The sequence below is a fragment of the Allofournierella sp. CML151 genome, assembly GCF_027853465.1.
Classification (GTDB): domain Bacteria; phylum Bacillota; class Clostridia; order Oscillospirales; family Ruminococcaceae; genus Allofournierella.
The window spans coordinates 79,268-96,531 of the sequence record NZ_JAPNNW010000008.1; the positions used below are offsets into that span (position 1 = coordinate 79,268).

The 17,264-nt window shown below is 57.2% G+C and carries 14 protein-coding genes; 11 read left to right on the plus strand and 3 right to left on the minus strand.

Annotation, left to right across the window (positions count from 1 at the left end; all coding sequences use genetic code 11):
- Positions 1-14: 14 nt before the first annotated feature.
- Positions 15-1,295 carry an ABC transporter substrate-binding protein gene (locus tag PH256_RS07745; protein WP_270913654.1) on the minus strand — a complete coding sequence of 427 codons (1,281 nt, stop codon included), beginning with the start codon at positions 1,293-1,295 and terminating at the stop codon, positions 15-17.
- A 309-nt stretch (positions 1,296-1,604) separates the two neighbouring features.
- Between PH256_RS07745 and PH256_RS07750 the strand changes: the two genes are divergently transcribed.
- From PH256_RS07750 to PH256_RS07765, 4 genes are all read left to right on the plus strand, one after another.
- Positions 1,605-2,477, plus strand: coding sequence for an AraC family transcriptional regulator (locus tag PH256_RS07750; RefSeq protein WP_270913655.1), 873 nt, complete (start codon positions 1,605-1,607; stop codon positions 2,475-2,477).
- A 93-nt stretch (positions 2,478-2,570) separates the two neighbouring features.
- Positions 2,571-5,129 carry a hybrid sensor histidine kinase/response regulator gene (locus PH256_RS07755; RefSeq protein WP_270913656.1) on the plus strand — a complete coding sequence of 853 codons (2,559 nt, stop codon included), beginning with the start codon at positions 2,571-2,573 and terminating at the stop codon, positions 5,127-5,129.
- Positions 5,130-5,310: 181 nt separating this feature from the next.
- A complete protein-coding gene (locus PH256_RS07760; protein WP_270913657.1) occupies positions 5,311-7,254 on the plus strand; it encodes a sensor histidine kinase in 1,944 nt (647 codons plus the stop codon).
- Positions 7,251-7,919 carry a response regulator transcription factor gene (locus PH256_RS07765; RefSeq protein ID WP_270913658.1) on the plus strand — a complete coding sequence of 223 codons (669 nt, stop codon included), beginning with the start codon at positions 7,251-7,253 and terminating at the stop codon, positions 7,917-7,919. The genes PH256_RS07760 and PH256_RS07765 overlap by 4 nt, the downstream gene beginning before the upstream one ends.
- 76 nt (positions 7,920-7,995) lie before the next feature.
- On the opposite strand, the gene PH256_RS07770 is transcribed toward PH256_RS07765, so the two are convergent.
- Positions 7,996-9,330: an MATE family efflux transporter gene (locus PH256_RS07770; RefSeq protein ID WP_270913659.1), complete on the minus strand. Its 1,335-nt coding sequence runs from the start codon at positions 9,328-9,330 to the stop codon at positions 7,996-7,998.
- A gap of 105 nt (positions 9,331-9,435) precedes the next feature.
- Here PH256_RS07770 and PH256_RS07775 point away from each other — a divergent pair, with 105 nt between their 5' ends.
- On the plus strand, positions 9,436-10,251 hold the full coding sequence (locus tag PH256_RS07775) for a MerR family transcriptional regulator (protein ID WP_270913661.1): 816 nt from the start codon (positions 9,436-9,438) through the stop codon (positions 10,249-10,251).
- A gap of 145 nt (positions 10,252-10,396) precedes the next feature.
- Here PH256_RS07775 and PH256_RS07780 read toward each other — a convergent pair whose 3' ends face one another.
- Positions 10,397-11,326, minus strand: coding sequence for a nucleotidyltransferase family protein (locus PH256_RS07780; RefSeq protein ID WP_270913662.1), 930 nt, complete (start codon positions 11,324-11,326; stop codon positions 10,397-10,399).
- Positions 11,327-11,678: 352 nt separating this feature from the next.
- On the opposite strand from PH256_RS07780, the gene PH256_RS07785 reads away from it, so the two are divergent.
- Genes PH256_RS07785 through PH256_RS07810 form a run of 6 tightly spaced genes read left to right on the plus strand, consistent with a single transcriptional unit; the run spans position 11,679 to position 17,256 of the window.
- Positions 11,679-11,972 carry a hypothetical protein gene (locus tag PH256_RS07785; protein WP_270913663.1) on the plus strand — a complete coding sequence of 98 codons (294 nt, stop codon included), beginning with the start codon at positions 11,679-11,681 and terminating at the stop codon, positions 11,970-11,972.
- A gap of 35 nt (positions 11,973-12,007) precedes the next feature.
- Positions 12,008-12,763 carry a sugar transferase gene (locus PH256_RS07790; RefSeq protein ID WP_270913664.1) on the plus strand — a complete coding sequence of 252 codons (756 nt, stop codon included), beginning with the start codon at positions 12,008-12,010 and terminating at the stop codon, positions 12,761-12,763.
- A gap of 27 nt (positions 12,764-12,790) precedes the next feature.
- Positions 12,791-13,933: a glycosyltransferase family 4 protein gene (locus tag PH256_RS07795; protein ID WP_270913666.1), complete on the plus strand. Its 1,143-nt coding sequence runs from the start codon at positions 12,791-12,793 to the stop codon at positions 13,931-13,933.
- 15 nt (positions 13,934-13,948) lie between these two features.
- Positions 13,949-14,983: a glycosyltransferase gene (locus tag PH256_RS07800; RefSeq protein WP_270913667.1), complete on the plus strand. Its 1,035-nt coding sequence runs from the start codon at positions 13,949-13,951 to the stop codon at positions 14,981-14,983.
- Positions 14,980-16,101, plus strand: a complete 1,122-nt coding sequence (locus PH256_RS07805; RefSeq protein ID WP_270913668.1) for a polysaccharide pyruvyl transferase family protein — start codon at positions 14,980-14,982, stop codon at positions 16,099-16,101. The genes PH256_RS07800 and PH256_RS07805 overlap by 4 nt, the downstream gene beginning before the upstream one ends.
- A gap of 12 nt (positions 16,102-16,113) precedes the next feature.
- The gene (locus PH256_RS07810; protein WP_270913669.1) at positions 16,114-17,256 is read left to right on the plus strand and encodes a Coenzyme F420 hydrogenase/dehydrogenase, beta subunit C-terminal domain; all 1,143 of its coding nucleotides are present in this window, start codon (positions 16,114-16,116) and stop codon (positions 17,254-17,256) included.
- The last annotated feature ends 8 nt before the right edge of the window (positions 17,257-17,264 follow it).

A 17,264-nucleotide genomic window follows, 5' to 3' on the forward strand; every position in this document is an offset into this window, starting at 1 on the left:
CGGGATGCCCTCCTTTATTCGTAATATTCGGCGCTGGCCTCATCCACGATTTCCTGCATGGTCTGGAGGCCGGTGGAAAGATCCAGCTCGCCGGAATAGATCTTGAGCAGGGTGTCGCTGACCTTGCTCTTCCACTCGGGGCGGGCAGCGTTGTTTACGCTCTGCACGCTGTAGTCGAACATGTCGATGAAGCACTGCACGTTGATGGGGTATTCGTCGAACACGCCCACCCAGGTCTCTTCCAGACCCTCATAGGCGGGGATGGCGGCGCCGCTCTCGCCTTGGATGCGCTGGCCTTCCTCGCTGCCGAAGAACTTCAGCACGTCCTTGACGATGTCCATGTGCTTGTTGTTGGCGCCGGTGGCGTAGCTCAGACCGTTGGAGATGGTGGCACGGCCGTCACCGCTCACCGGATCGGGGCAGGCGGGCAGCACGGCCACATCCCATTTGCCCACCATGTCGGGGTAGTTCTGCAGCTCGGTGAGGATGTTCCAGTTGCCCTCGAAGAACATGGCGCCCTTCTCGGAGAAGAAGGCGGCGCCGGGCGCAGTCTCGGCGAAGTAGTTCTGGTCAGGGCACCAGTCGTAGCTCTGCAGGCCGATGTAGAACTCCATGCCCTTCTGGGTGGCGGGGTCGGTGAAGTTGGCGCGGGTGTTGTCCTCGGTGAGGATGCTGCCGCCCGCCTGGTACACGAAGTTCCAGTAGCCCAGCTGGTCGTCGCCGTAGGCCATGTAGCCGTACTTGCCGGTGGCGTCGTAGATGGCCTGAGAGGCGCTGACCAGGTCATCCCAGGTCCAGGTCTCGTCCGGGTAGGCCACGCCTGCGGCATCGAACATTTCCTTATTATAAACGAGGCCCACGGTGTCCTTGTCCTTGGGCACGCCGTAGAGCTTGCCGTCCGAACCGCTGGCGTTGGCCAGGGAGATATCCGAGAAGTGCTCAGTCTCCACGATGTCGGAGCAGTCTGCCAGCTTGCCATTGTCGGCGTATTTCAGAATCTCGTTGGTGTGCATCCAGAAGATATCCGGCATCTTGTTGCTCATGGCGGCGGCTTCCAGCTTGGTCCAGTATTCGTTCCAGCTGGTCACCTGCACCTCGATCTTCACATTGGGATGCTCGGCGGTGTAAGCGTCGCACATGGCCTGCATGCCGTCGCGCTGGGCCACGTCCCAGATCTGGAAGGTCAGGTTCACGGTGCCGTCCGAGCTTTCGCCGCATCCGGTCAGCCCGGTGGCCAGACCCGCGGCCAGGCAAACGCTCAGTGCAGCGCATGCCAGTCTGCGCATCAAACTCATTGCTTGTTTCCTCCTGTTCCTGTGCGAATTCGCCCCTTGCCGCCGCCCGCCCGGCCGGGTGCGGGCAGCTGCGAAGCGCGGTTTTCGCTGTTGTGCTGAAAAATCGGGAGCAGTTTTGTACAATGTGCACTATATACAATTTGTTTCCCTTTTGGCTGTGTTTATTATACGATTTGACGGTTGAAAGATAAATATCATTTTGCAGGCTTTTATCTCTCAATTTAGCTGATTCAGATCATTTTACTTGAAGTCATCTAGCATTATGGTATATAATCAGAAAAACGGACAAAATGAGGGAGGAATGGCATTATGGCCACCGCATTCGGGCCGGACGCCGGCAACAAGCTGATCTTCCACGTGTTTCAGGACGAACGCTTTGTGGACCTGAACCTGTATCAATACGGCTGGGAGCGCACCGAGCCGCTGCACTCCTACGGGCCGTACCGGCGCAACCACTATCTGTTCCATTACATCATCGCCGGATATGGCAAGCTGTATGTGGGCGAAAAGGTGTATCCGGTGGGGCCGGGGGAGGGGTTTCTGATTCTGCCGGGCCAGACCACCACCTATGCCTCGGACGAAAAGGACCCCTGGGAGTACACCTGGATCGAGTTCGACGGCCTGCGCGTGCGCGAGAGCCTGAGCCTGGCGGGCCTGGGCGCGGCAAAGCCCATCTACACCCCCGGCACCCGGGCCGGAGGCGAAAAGCTGCGGGAGTGCATGCTGCAGATCGTGCAGGACGGCGAGGCCAGCCCCATCCGGCAGATCGGCCGGGGCTTTCTGTTCCTGGACCAGCTGGTGGAATCCTCGGCGGCGCGCCAGCACCAGAGCCAGCGCCGCCTGCGGGACTTCTATATGAAGGAGGCGCTGTCCTTCATTGAACAGAACTACCAGCGGGACGTGTCGGTGGAGGACATCGCCGCCTTCTGCGGGCTGAACCGAAGCTACTTCGGCAAGCTCTTCCGGGATACCATGGGCGAGAGCCCCCAGGCCTTTCTTTTGCACTACCGCATGGCCCAGGCGGCCCAGTTTTTAAAGGAGACCACCCAGCCGGTGAGCACCATCAGCACCATGGTGGGCTACGCAAACCCCTTGCATTTTTCCCGGGCCTTCAAATCGGTGTACGGCATCTCGCCCCGGGCCTACCGGCAGACTCATTTTACTCACCCGACGGGTGTGTGAGGCACTCACTGGCGAAAAACCGGGAACTGTGGTACACTGTAACGTGGAATGAAGCGGCCGGGCGCGCCCCGGCGGGAAAGAGGGGAACAAGGCATGGAAAAGCAGCAGCGCCGGGCGCTGAACAGCATCGTGCTGAGCATCACCACGCTGGTGGTGGTGGCCACCCTTCTGCTGGTGGGCATCGGCCTGGTACGGGACAAGATGATGCGCAACACCCAGCAGATGGGCATGTCGCTGGCGGAGAGCTACGCCCGCGAGACCCAGAGCAGGCTGGACGGCTTTGCCCGGGTGTTTGATATGGCCTGGATGTATACCATCCGGGACGTGGATGCCAACATGAGCGAGGAACGGATGCAGGAGGGCATGGCCGAGTATCAGCAGAACGTGCATGAGCTGTTCGGCGGTCATGTGGCCGACCTGTATGCGGTGATCGGGGGGCAGATCGTGGCCGCCAACCCCTGGACCGGCGACGGGGTGTATGACTACTCCGATACTGACTGGTATCAGAGAGCCCTGGCCTCGCCGGATGAGGTCATTTTCAGCGATGTGTATGAGGAGGCCATCACCGGCGACCAGATCTTCACCCTCTCCAAAGCCATCGACACCGAGGGCGATGTGCTGGTCATGGATGTGTACATCAACCAGGGCGATGTGCTGGATCTGGAGATCAGCCTGCCCTCCACCTATCATTTTTATCTGTTCGATACCGACGGCAGGCTGCTCTACCGGCTGATCGACCGGCAGGCCACCGACCCGGCGTATGCCGAGCAGCTGATCAGCGGCGTGCGGGACGGCAGCCTCTTTGCCTACGACGCCCAGATCGTGGACCCCAAGGGCGTGGCCCGGGGCGTGTATTATGCCGAGATGGACAACGGCTGGACCGTGGTGATGACCATCCCCATCCAGGAGGTGCTGATGGGCGAGAAGGACCCGGTGATCTACTCGCTGATCGGCGTGGCCCTCATCGCCTTTGTGACCCTTCTGTTCATGGTGGTGCGGGACATTCTGAACCTGCGGCGGCTGGCCGAGACCGAAAAGACCATCCGGGTGCTGAGCGATTCCTTCTTTGCCATCTACCGGGTGGACTTTGAGGCCGGCACCTACCGGGCCATCAAGACCTCGCCGGACCTGCGGGGCACCTTTGCCGAGAGCGGCGATTACGATATGCTGCTGGCTCAGGTGAAAAAGCGGGTGCACCCGGAGGCCTACGCCGAGTTCGAGCAGGACTTCTCGCTCAAGAGCATTGCCCAGCGGGTGAAGGAGAACGTGCTGGACTACGGCGGCGACTACCAGCGCATGTTCGGCGGCAGCTACCACTGGGTGAACGTGCGCACCATCTACCAGAAGCACATCCTGCCCGGCGAGGTAATCCTCTGCTTCAAGGACGTGGACGTGGAAAAGCGCCAGCAGATGCAGCACATGATGATTCTGCAGGAGGCGCTGGACACCGCCAAGACCAGCGCCGAGGCCCGCAACACCTTCTTCAACACCATGTCCCACGACATGCGCACCCCACTGAACGCGGTGATCGGCTATTCCGAGCTGATCCGCCGTACCCCCGGCGACGCGGAAAAGGTCACCGGCTACATCAAAAAGGTGGAATTCGCGGCCAAGCAGCTGCTCATGCTCATCAACGACATTCTGGAAATGGCCAAGCTGGAGGCGGGCAAGAGCGCCCTGGATGTGAAGGAGTTCAATCTGAACGAATACCTGACCGAGGTGTGCGAGATGTTCCGCGCCCAGGCCGAGCGCCAGCAGAAGCATTTTGAGCTGTCGGTGCAGATCAAGGACCCGGTGGTGAAGGGCGACTCCTTCAAGATCGGCCAGATCATGAACAACCTGCTCTCCAACGCGCTGAAGTACAGCTGCGAGGGGGCCGAGATCAAGGTGGAGGCCCGCCAGTTCGACTACCAGAAGCACAGCAAATTCCAGATCGTGGTGGCCGACACCGGCATCGGCATGAGCGAGGAATTTTTGAATCACATCTTCGAGCCCTATGCCCGCGAGACCCACTTCACCCCCCGCACCACCGAGGGCACCGGCCTGGGTATGCCCATCGTGAAGAGCCTGGTGCAGCAGATGAGCGGCGAGATCACGGTGGAGAGCGCCGTGGGCAAGGGCAGCCGCTTCACCGTGACCCTCCCGCTGGAGGTGGTGGAGCAGCACGACGGCCCGGTGATCGGCGCGGCGGCAGGCGAAGCGTCCGGTGAGGCCGCCGCAGAGGCCGCCGGTTCGCTGGCGGGCCAGACCATTCTGGTGGCCGAGGACAACGAGCTGAATATGGAGATCGTCACCGAGTTGCTCACCATGAGCGGAGTCCAGGTGATCGGTGCGGCCAACGGCGCCGAGGCGGTGGAGAAGTTCCAGCGCTCGGCCCCCTATTCGGTGGACGCCATCCTGATGGATATGCAGATGCCGGTGCTGGACGGCTGCGGAGCCGCCCGGGCCATCCGCCGTCTGGACCGGCCGGACGCGGCCGTGGTGCCCATCGTGGCCGTGACCGCCAACGCCTTCGCCGAGGACGTGGACCGCACCACCGCCGCGGGCATGAACGCCCATGTGTCCAAGCCCATCGACATGGACCGGCTGCTGGAGGCGCTGGCCCTGTGCTGGGCGGGCAAGACCCCGCCTGCCCCCGCGCCCGGCGAATGACCGGGGAAAGAGGTTAAGAATTCTTTCCGGCCCCCTGTGCCAATCCGGCACGGGGGGCTTTTTTTCTGCGGCGCTGCCTTACAAATTTGTAAAGTTCCGCCCCTGATACCAGAGTACCGTGGTAAAATAAAAGGTAAGGCAAAAAATATAAACGGGCCGAAGAGGCAAGGGAGGGAGTGCCGTGAAGCAAACAGGCAAGCGGATGCAGAAGCTGCGGTGGCTGCTGCTGGTTGTGCTGGTGGTGCTGGCCCTCCAGCTGCTGCAGGGCCTGTTCACCCTGCGCAGTGTGCCGGTGCAGCTGCTCCGGGTGGAAGACGGCTGGCTGGACCTGCAAAACCAGGACGCCGCTGCCGGGCTGTTCCAGCTGGAGGGCAGCTGGGATTTCTACCCCGAGGCCCTTTACACCAGCGAGGATTTCGCGGCCGGCCGCACCGGCCAGCCTGCCGGGGAGGAGGTCTCTCCCTCGGACTATGCCTACGGCACCCACCGGCTGCGCATCCGGGCAACGCCCGGGGCGTATTACGCCCTCTGCGGCTTTTCGGTGGACTACGCCACCCGGGTGTTTGTGAACGGCAGCGAGGTGGCGGCCTTCGGCAACCCGGCCGGGACCCTGGAGGACTTTGTGCCCCGGGTGGGTTACATGACCCTGCCGGCGTGCGCCGGGGAAGACGGCATCATCGAGCTGGTGGTCCAGTACGGCAACTACGTACATAAGGACGGCGGGCACATCCCGGTGCTGTATCTGTCCAGCCCGCAGAACATCGAGGACTTCAAGGCAGGCAACGACCTGATTTCCCTCACCCTCAGCGGCGGCCTGCTGCTGCTGGCGCTCTACTTTTTGATGAACGCGGCCATGCGCCGCCGGGCCGCCTACCTGTGCCTGACCCTCTGTTGCGTGCTCATGGCCCTGCGGGACCAGAACTTCTACATCGTCCACCTGCTGCCGGAGGATACCTCCTGGTATTTTGCCTACCGGCTGTTCATCTGCATGGTGATGCTGATGCCGGTGTCCATCCTGCTGCTGCTCAAGTGCATGTACGCAAAGGCCACCGCCCACTGGCCGCTGACGGTGTATCTGGCGGCGGCGGGCGCGGCGGCGGTGCTCATCGGCACGCTGCCCACCCGGCAGCTGGTGAGCGTGTCCACGGCGGTGTATTCCCTGTCCATCCCGTATCTTGTGTACCTGGTATTCGGCACGGTGCGCGGCTTTGTGCGCCGGGGCGGGCTGGAGACCGCCGACGCGCTGGTGCTCAGCGGCTTTGCGGTGCTGGTGGCAAGCCTTTTGCACGAGGTGCTGCTCACCGGCCGCAGCTCGGACGTGAGCCATTACGGCACCGCGGCCTGGGGCATGCTGGGCTTTGTGTTCCTGAACGGGGCGGCGGTGAGCCTGCGCATTCAGCAGCGGGAGACGGCCCTCATCGAGAGCCGCAGCCGGGGCGAGATGCTGGAGCGGATGAACCGGATGAACCTGGAATTCCTGCACCGGATCGCCCACGAGCTGAAGACCCCCCTCACCGTGATTTCCGGCTATGCTCAGCTCACCGGCATCCAGCTGGCGGCGGACCGGGTGGACCGGGAGACCCCGGAAAACCTGAAGACCATCCAGCAGGAGGCCCGGCGGCTGGGCGACATGGTCACCCGGCTGATGGAATATTCCTACGGCCACACCAGCGAGCTGCGGTTCGAGCGGGTGGACACGGCGGACCTGCTGGACCGGGTGCGGGCCATCAGCGCGCCCATCTGCGTGAAGAACCAGAACAAGGTGCGGGTGAGCTCTGCCTGCAGCGAGAAGGCCCACGGCAGCTTCGAGATGCTGCTGCAGGTGTTTCTCAATCTGGTCATCAACGCCAACCGCCACACCAAAAACGACACCATCACCCTGAGTGCCGGTGCCGGAGAGGACGGATTCATCCTCTTTCAGGTGGCGGATACCGGCAGCGGCATCGCCCCGGCGGACCTGCCCCGCATCTTTGAACAGGGTTATAGCGGCAGCGGCAGCACCGGCCTGGGGCTGACCATCTGCCGGGAGGCAGTGGAGGCCCACGGCGGCCGCATCTGGGTGGAGCGCACCGGCCCCAAGGGCACGACCATCACCTTCACCGTGAAAAAGGAGGAAGAGCAGTGAGTACCATCCTGCTGGTGGAGGACAACCCCCACATTATGAAGATCAACGCCCAGCTGCTGACCCTGCGGGGCTACCAGGTGCTGCAGGCGGAAACCGCGGCCCAGGCCCGGGAGCAGCTGCGCTGGCACCCGGTGGACCTGATCGTGCTGGACATCCTGCTGCCGGACGGCAGCGGCCTGGAGCTGTGCCGGGAATTGAAGGCCCAGCGGCCCATTCCCATTTTGTTCCTCACCGCCCTGGGCGAAAACCAGGACGTGGTGGAGGGCCTGCGGGCCGGCGGCGACGACTATCTGGCCAAGCCCTATGACCTGGAGGTGCTGGTGGCGCGCATCGAGGCCCGGCTGCGGGCCGCCGAGGAGGTGCGCCTCTACTTCGGCTACGGCGGCCTCAAGCTGGACCTGCTCACCATGACCGGCCATGTGAACGGCAAGGACATCCAGCTCACTCAGAAGGAGTTCACCGCCCTGCTGCTGCTGGCCCGCGCCGCCGAGCGCAAGGTCAGCCAGGAGGAGCTGATGGAGGCGCTGTGGGGCCTGGACGCCCACGCCGAGAGCCGCGCCCTCTGGACCCTGATCTCCCGCCTGCGCAAAAAGCTGAACAGCCAGGAGTCCCGGCTGGAGATTTCGTCGCTGCGGGGCGGCGGCTATTTGCTGGAACAGCTTTAAGATTTGTATTTTAAAACGGCGAGCCTTACAATGCGGTAAGGTTCGCCGTTTTTTTGCCGTTTTGTGTGCAAAAGGCTCAGCGCAGATAATGATAAGGCTCTCGGCCGTAGCGGATGACCAGCGCCGCCGCGATCAGGAAGGTCAGGCCCTCCGCCACCGGAATCGCCAGCCAGATGCCGTCCAGCCCCAGCAGCCGGGGCAGCAGTAAAATGCTGCCCACCACGAACACCAGCGTGCGCAGAAACGAGATCAGCGCGCTCACCGCCCCGTTGGACAGAGCTGTGAACAGGGAGGAGGAAAAGATGTTGAACCCGGCGAACAAAAAGTTCCACAGAAATACCCAGAAGCCGTGGAGCGCCAGCTCGAACACCGCCCCGCCCGGCGGGGTGAACAGACCGATCAGCGGCCGGGCAAAGAGCATCGCCGCCGCCATCATGGCCGCCATGATCAGTCCGATGGCCCCCAGGCAGTAACGGAACAGCCGCTGTAAATATCGGGTGTTGCCGCTGCCGAAGTGGTAGCTGATCACCGGGGCGGCACTGGTGGCAAAGCCCATGGACACCGCCGTGTACACGAACTGGGCGTACAGCACGATGGTCATGGCGGCCAGACCGTCCTCCCCGGCCAGCGCCAGCATGGACAGATTGAACAGCAGGGTGGTCACCGAGATGGCCAGGTTGGAGACCATCTCTGAGGACCCGTTGCCCATGGCCAGCGCCAGCATGCCCGGGTCCCACCGGGGGCGGCGAAAGCGCAGAGTGCTCCGGTCCTTTAAAAAGTAGAAGAGGGGGAAGAGCCCGCCCAGAATCCGACCGCTCACCGTGCCCAGGGCCGCGCCGGTCATGCCCAGATCCAGTACCCCGATCAGCAGCCAGTCCAGCACCAGATTCAGCACGCCGCTGCTCACCGTCAGCCACAGGGCAATACGTCCCCGCCCGGCGGTGATGAACAGCGCCTGGTACATCACCTGAATCACCGTGAAGAAGGCCGACCCGAACAGGATGCGCCCGTATTCCACACAGTAGGGCAGCAGCCGGTCGCTGGCGCCCAGCAGCCGCACCAGCGGCTCCAGAAATACCAGGCCCAGCACGCTCAGCGCCGCGCCCAGAACCCCCGCCGCCAGGGTGGCCAGGGTCAGATCCTGATCGGCGGCCTTCGCCTCACCCTGGCCCAGCTTGCGCCCCACGATGGCGCTGGTGCCGGTGCCGAACATGATGCCCACGCCAAAGGCCAGCGTGTCCAGCGGAAGCACGATGTTGATGGCCGAAAGCCCGTCGCTGCCCACAAACCGGGATACGAACACCCCGTCCACCGCCGTGTACAGCGACGATACCACCAGCATGGCCACCGCCGGCACCGAGAAGGCCAGCAGCCGCCAGAAGCTGAATTCCTGCGAAATTGCCCGTTTCATAAAAGGACTCCTTGCGTTGTGATGGAAACCATTGTAAACTATGGTGTAACCCACGAGTCAAGAGACTTTTACATTCTTTTGCCGCACCGGCCAAGGGAGAATTTTATGAAAAATTATTATAAAATCAGCGAGTTTGCCGCCCTGTGCGGCCTCAGCCGGGATACCCTGCTCCACTACGATCACACCGGCGTCTTAAAGCCCGCCTTTGTGGCCCCCAGCGGCTATCGTTACTATACCCTGAGTCAGTTCACCACCGTGGACCTGATCGCTGTTCTGAAGGCCAGCGGGACCCCGCTGAGCGAGATCAGGCGCTATCTGCAGAACGCCGACGTGCCCACCGGCATCCGGCTGCTGGAAGGCAAGGTGCAGGACCTGCGGGCCCGCCGGGCCGAGATCGACCGGATGATCCAGTCGCTGGAGCAGACGCTGGATGCCATGCGGGAGGGCGAGGAGAGCGTCTGCGGCCGCCTGAGTCTGACCCGGCAGCGCGAGCGGTACCTGATCGCCACCCCCACCGGCTACCGCACCCCGCCCACCGAGCGCCAGTTCGCCCGCGCCATGCAGGCCCATTTTGCGGAGTGTGAGCAGTGCGGCCTGGGAACCGGCTTCCAGGCCGGGGAGATCATCCCCCGGGAAAGAGCGCTGCAGGGCCGCTTTCTGGAGGCCTATTATTTCAGCCCGTTGCCCGGCCCGGTGGAGCATCCCCACCTGTGGACCTGCCCTGCCGGGACCTGGGCGGTGTATTACTACCAGGGCGGCTACGACGAGCTGCCCACCGCCTACGCCCTCTTTCTGGAGGAGCTGGCCCGCCGGGGGCTGCATCTGGCGGGGGACGTGTACGAACAGGACGTGATCAATTATCTCTCGGTCACCGACCCGGCCCGCTATGTGCTGCGGCTGTCGGCTCCGGTGGAGGAGTGAAACGGCCGGCGGGGGCCCTAACTCAGCCAAAAGGAAAAAAGCACAGAAAAAGGCGGCTGCCTTTCCCGGTTTGGGAAGGCAGCCGCCTTTTGGTTTTGCAGTTTTGTTGAAGCGCTTTTGGGGAAAACGCCGGAAGGTCAGCGGCTTACAGGTCGCTGAACAGGTCTTCCTTGTAAACGCTCGCCTCGATCAGTGCCCGGAAGCTGGCCACAACGAAGTCCTTGTCCTCCTTGTAGGTCACTCCGAACCACTTGTCGTCGGTCTTCAGCACCTTCACCGACACCGCGCTGCGCTTGAGCAGCTGGTCGATGTAGATGGGCAGCAGGTATTCGGCCTTCAGAATCTTGTCCTCCGGGGTGTTGGCGAAGAACTCCACAAAGCCCTTGTCCAGCAGGTCCATAAAGGCGGGAGTCAGGCCCCACATGTTCATGGAAACCAGAGAGTCCGCATCCACGGGCTTGCCCTCCACCTCGGCGCCGGTGGCGGTCTTCACGATGTTGGAGGTCTCCTCCACGTCGGTCAGATAGCCGCTTGCGTCCATGCGGCAGATGCCGCGGGTCACGCCGCCGTTCTCAGACAGGGTGTTCTTCAGCACAAAGCCTGCCATGCACAGCTCGCTGTCGCCGTGGTCCTGCACCAGGAAGTCGTGAATCTTCACGAAGGCTTCCTTGCCGTAGTAGTCGTCCGCGTTGATGACCACGAAGGGCTCGTTCAGCAGGCCCTTGCAGGCCAGAACCGCCTGGCCGGTGCCCCAGGGCTTGGTGCGGTCTGCGGGCAGAGACACGCCTGCGGGCAGATCTTCCTTCTCCTGGTAGGCGTAGGCGATCTCCACGCCCAGACGGGCGCAGGTGGCGGCAATGCGGTCGCCGATCGCTTCGCGGAAGGCCTCGGCAATGTCGTGCCGGATGATAAAGACCACCTTGTTGAAGCCTGCCTCAATGGCGTCGTGAATGGAATAGTCCATGATGATCTCGCCGTGCAGGCCCACGGGCTCCAGCTGCTTGATGCCGCCGCCGAAACGGCTGCCGATGCCCGCCGCCATAATGACCAGGGCGGTCTGTTTGGTTTCGCTCATGATTTTCTCCTTCTGCATTCCGTTTACTTATTTTAATAGGAAAATGCGTTGCCGGGTTATCTAGATGACATGGTACACCATTTATGACACATTTGTCAATAAAATGCGCGATTTTTCCATGGAATGACCAAGAGAAATTCCCGGCAAAAGGGGCAGAGCAGCGGTCCGGACGCACAAATAAGCAAAAAAGCCGGGCAATGAAGCCAAAAAACGAGCCATGGGAACGAGGGGAAAAGGGGAGATTTCCAGCAGAAAAATCAATATTATTCGCATTTCTTCCGGCTTTTTTACCAATTAGACGAATCTTCAGCCAATTCCACCGTTTTCGTTGAAAAAAGATGCAAATTGCGTTATGATTAAAATACTGGTGTATAACATAGATAAAATCCGCTTTCCTTTTACGGTAAAGCGGAAACGACACGGCAATTTTCAGCGCAGCACCCGCAACATAGGGGGAGATGCAGCGGCTGCGTTTGCCGGGGCAACTGCGAGGGCGAGGCAAAATGGCCCATCGCAGCCGTTCCGTCACGCGCAAACGAAAACCGCCAACGCAAAATCCCCCTGGGCAGCCCGGCCGCCCGGGGTGTTTTGCGTGGATGAAAATAGGGGAGCGTTAAAAATTCCAGGGGGAGAAGAACGGCGATGAAGGTCAAAAAGAAATATGTATCGATCCGCAGGATCATGAAGCAGCATCGCATTCCGCTGACCGGTGCCCAGCGGCGGTATCTGCGGCAGAAGCGGTGCTTTGATGTGGTGATCGCGGCCATGGCGCTGGTGGTGCTGGCGGTGCCCTTTGCGGTGGTGGCACTGCTGCAGAAGCTGAGCAGCCCCACCGAGCCGGTGTTCTTCCGCCAGAAGCGGGTGGGCCAGGGCAGCCACGTGTTCTATATTACAAAATTCCGTACCATGAAGAGCACCGCGCCCAAATACTCGGCCACCGGCGAGCTGCAGAACGCCGACGCCTATATCTCCAAGCTGGGGCGCTTTTTGCGGGATACCAGCATTGATGAGCTGCCGCAGCTGTTCAATGTTCTTACAGGCGACATGAGCCTGATCGGGCCCCGGCCCCTGATCCGACAGGAGCGCAGCGTGCATTTTCTGCGCCGGTACTACGGGGTGGACCAGCTGAAGCCGGGCATCACGGGCTGGGCGCAGATCAATGGCCGCGACCTGCTGAGCGATTATGACAAGGTGTTCTACGACCGGGAGTACTTAAAAAACGTGAGCATGGCCTTTGACGCGAAGGTGTTTTTCGACAGTGTGCTGAAGGTGCTGGGCCGTCAGGACATCCAGGAAGGCGTGCGGGCGCATCATCACCGGGACGAAGTGCGCCGCTACCAGCAGGAGCAGCTGGCCGAAGAGAAGGTGGAGCAGCGTGAATTCGTGCAGTTCCAGCAGGAGGCCCAGATGGTGCGCGAGCACCGCCGGGCGATGTGAATTATAAATGTATAAGGGTGGAGAGGAATGAGCCAGTTACAAAAAGAGCGCAAGGTGATTTTTGTAGCCAACACCGCGCGTTTCTTTGTGATGTTCGAGCAAAACAACATCAAATTGTTGCAATCTATGGGTTACGAGGTCCATTGTGCCAGTAATTTTGAGCAGGAAAGGGATGTGGACGCAAAATCCATCCTGGAAAAATTGAATGTAACGATCCACCAGATCGATATCGCTCGTTCGCCTTTTTCGGTGCGCAACCTGAATGCGTACCGGCAGTTGAAGGCGTTGATGCAGCGGGAACAGTTCGATCTGGTGGATTGCCATACGCCCATGGGAGGTGTGTTGGCGCGGCTGGCTGCCAAAGCAACCAAAACAGCGCCGGTACTGTACACCGCTCATGGGTTTCATTTCTATAAGGGATGCCCGCTGCAGAACCGACTGATCTACGAAACCATCGAGCGGTGGCTGGCGCGCTATACCGATGGGTTGATTACTATTAACGAAGAGGATTATCAGGCAGCCAAGACGTTCCGCCTTCGGGGTGAAGCCTATAAGATTCCCGGTGTGGGCATCGATGTGAAGGGGATTCATGACCTGAAAGTGGACCGTATCCAGAAGCGCCGGGAATTGGGTGTGCCGGAAGATGCATTCGTGATGCTTTCGGTGGGGGATTTGAACGCCAACAAAAACCACTCCACTGCAATCAAAGCGTTTGCGAAGGCGGATATCCCCAACTCTTATTACCTGATTTGCGGAGAGGGCGAGCTGCGGAACGAGTTAAACAGTCTGTCAGAAAAATTAGGAGTAAGCCAGTATGTTCATTTGCTAGGATTCCGAAATGATGTGCGCGAGATTTTAAAGGCAAGCGACTTGTTTGTCTTTCCCTCCTTCCGCGAAGGACTTTCGGTAGCACTTTTGGAAGCGGTATCGGCTGGTGTGACATGTATTGCCAGCAATATTCGGGGCAATGTGGATTTGTTGGAGCAAAGCCGGTTGTTCCCTCCGGCGGATGAGGAAAAAATTGCAGATATTATGCGGAAGAGCGTTGGACAAAAACAAGCGCCAAACCAAAAAGCTTACGAGGAATTCGATAAAACAGAGGTGGAAAAACGCATGGAAAATATTTATGGATGTGTGAATGGCACCTCTGTTGAAACGGTAGGGATTTAAACGGAAGGAAACCATATGCGTATTTTGCATTTGTTAAAGTCAGATAAATTTTCCGGGGCTGAAAATGTAGTGCTTACAATCATGAATCTTTTCCTGGAAGAGGAAATGATTTATGCGTCGCCAGATGGCCCGATCCGCAAGGTGGTGGAGGAGGCTGGCCACCGTTTTTATGCACTGGAATCCAGCAAGATGGGCTCAGTGAAAAAAGCGATTACAGAATTAAAGCCGGATGTTATTCACGCGCATGATTTTAATATGGCGACGAATGCGGCCTGGGCTGCCGGCAAAACTCCCGTCATTGCACACCTGCACAACAATCCGCCCTGGCTTGGGAAAATCCATCCCAAGAGTATGATGTTTGCGTTGGCATTGCCGCGCATTCAACAGGTTATCAGCGTTTCGGAATCCGTTCAAAAGGAATACTTGTTTGGATGGCTTATGAACGGAAAAAATACCGTTCTTGGGAATTTTGTGGATGTGGAAAGGGTTCGCCGGATGGCGCAGGAACCTTGTACATGCGGCGATGTGGATCTTGTGTTTTTGGGAAGATTGTCAGCTCCGAAACGACCGCTGTTATTTTGCGAAATTGTAAAACAGGTAAAAGAAAAGATTCCTGGTGTTACAGCTCGTATGATTGGTGATGGCGAGCTTGCTGGAGAAGTGAGAAGTTATCTCAGCGAAAATGATTTACAGGACACAATTGAGCTGGTTGGATTTCAATCGAATCCGTATACCTATTTAAAATGTGGGAAAATCATGGTTATGCCTTCTGCATGGGAAGGGTTTGGTTTGGCGGCTGTGGAAGCACTTTCGCTGGGACTTCCTGTTCTGTGCAGTGGTGTTGGTGGATTGAAAAATATTGTCAATGAGTCCTGTGGGGGAATTTGTTCAGAAAAAAGTCAGTATGAAGAAAGCATTTTCAAACTGCTAAATGGTGAAGTTGACTGGGATCAAATAAAGAAAAATTGCTGCGTAAGAGCAAACGTGTTTTCGGATAAACAGTCCTATAAAGAAATTTTGAAAAAAGTATACAGTGGAGCGCTAACATGAAAAAAATAAGAATTACTACAACTTTTGAGGCGATCAATTATGGTGCTGTTTTGCAAACGTTTGCGCTTCAGCAAGTGGTTTCTGAGTTGTGCCCCAATGCCGATGTGAAAGTGGTTAATTACCGGCCATTGTTCACAAGCAAGGATTTAAAAATCGTTCGTACACAGATTGGAAGTGGAATTAAAAAAATATTGCATGCCTTGGTAGACCTTTCTGCTTATAAGATCAGAAAAAACAGATTAAATGCTTTTAAAGAATTTCGCGATGAATATTTGAATCTTACGGAGTTCTATACCGAAGCACAGCTTATTGAGAAGGCGATGCCGGTGGACTGTGCAATCAGCGGAAGTGATCAAATTTGGAATCCCAATATTACAGATGGAGTTCCTAACCCGATCTACTTTTTACAATTTGCACCGGAGAATTGCAAGAAAGTGGCGTATGCTTCAAGTATGGGAGAATACAAGCTTACCGAGCCGCATCGAGAAAAAGTGTTAAGCTATCTGAACGGATTTGATTACCTTTCCGTACGTGAGGCTACTAGTGCGAAGCTTTTGCAGGAAGCAATGGGGCGTGAAGTCAAAACTGTATTGGACCCTACATTGCTTCTGACAGCGGAGGAATGGTCAAAATATTTGAAAATTGACTATGACACAAAAGAAAACTATGTGTTTGTAATGTCTGCGGCAAATCGAAGCGCAACCCAAAAACTGATCAAACTGGCAAAATCTGTTGCGGAGCAGAAAAAGGCTCGGCTCATAATTGTGGGTAGCGAATTGCCGGTAGAGGGAGCAACGGTGCTGCGTGATGCCTCTCCGCAAAAAGTGGTCGAACTGATTGCCAATGCGGCGGTTGTAGTTACGAATTCTTTCCACGGAACTGTTTTTGCGGTTAATTTCGGCAAGAATTTGATTAGTGTAAATGACTTTATTCGTCCGGGACGAAAGGTGGATTTTCTGAAACAGGTTGGCTTGTATTCGCATTATAGAGAAAATCTGGAGGAGCCAATCGAAGAGAAGGACTGGGTACCGGACTATACATATGCCCGGCCGAAGCTTGAAGAACTGCGCCAAGCCAGTATGGAATATTTGTGCCAGGCATTGAATGAGTTTAGATAAAAGGAGAATATCATGCTGGATTTCAGCCATGAAGAACGATGCTATCACTGTGGTGCATGTGCACAGAAGTGCCCGACAGGAGCCATTCAAATGGAAATGGGAAACGATGGCTTTTTATACCCGGAGATAGATGAGGAAAAGTGCATCCACTGTGGAGCGTGTGATCGGGTTTGCCCCCATTTAAACTGGGAACAGAAGATGCCTCAGCTAGAAGACAGAACTTGCTTTGCGGCGGCTTCAACGATCAATGAACAATATAAAAGCGCGTCGGGAGGTGTTTTTTACTCGCTGGCGCGATACTTCCTTCAGCAAGGTGGATATGTAGCGGGATGTGTATGGGATGATACCCTAACGGCTCGGCATATTGTTACAAACCGACTGGACGAAGTGGAACGTATGCGCGGAAGCAAATATGTGTGGAGCGATACAACCGAAGTTTTCCGTGAGATCAGCGATTTATTGAAACGCGGGGAAAAGGTGTTGTTTACGGGAACACCCTGCCAAGTTGCAGCTGCAAATAATTATTTTGGAAAGAAGGAAAATCTGCTTACCTGCGGAATATTCTGCCATGGAAATACATCTCCTCAAATGTTTGCATTGTGGAAAAAGGACATGGAAGCAAAGCATGGGAAAATAGAAAATGTTATTTTTAGGTATCATGGTCTGGATGGAAATGACAATGCAGTACAGATAACATTTCAGAGCGGGAAAAAAGTACGGCAGGAAATTAATGAAAACAGGTATCTTAGGGGGTTCTTTGAAAACTATTTTGGTTCTCAAACATGCAATGATGGGAACTGCCAGTATAAAGGGGACAACTTGCCTGGGGACATATTGATTGGCGATTTTTGGGGGTATAAAGGGGACGACATAGGTAAATTGACGTCAGCTGTTATTTGTGGAGATAAAGGGCAAGATATATTGAAACAAATATGCTTGGCTGATTCGTTAAAATTGGAGCAGTCCTTAAAAAAGGATATTGAAGCGGAAAATCCCTATCTTTTCAAGGGTAGAAAGCCTAATTGCAAACGAAAAGAATTCATTACAATAGCGAATGAAAGAGGATATTTAGCAGCTTATAAAAAATTGGGAACAATGTCATGGTATAAGGCTTTGATTTATGCCTTGAAGCTCAAAAGAATAATTAAAAGGTAGTGTGAAAG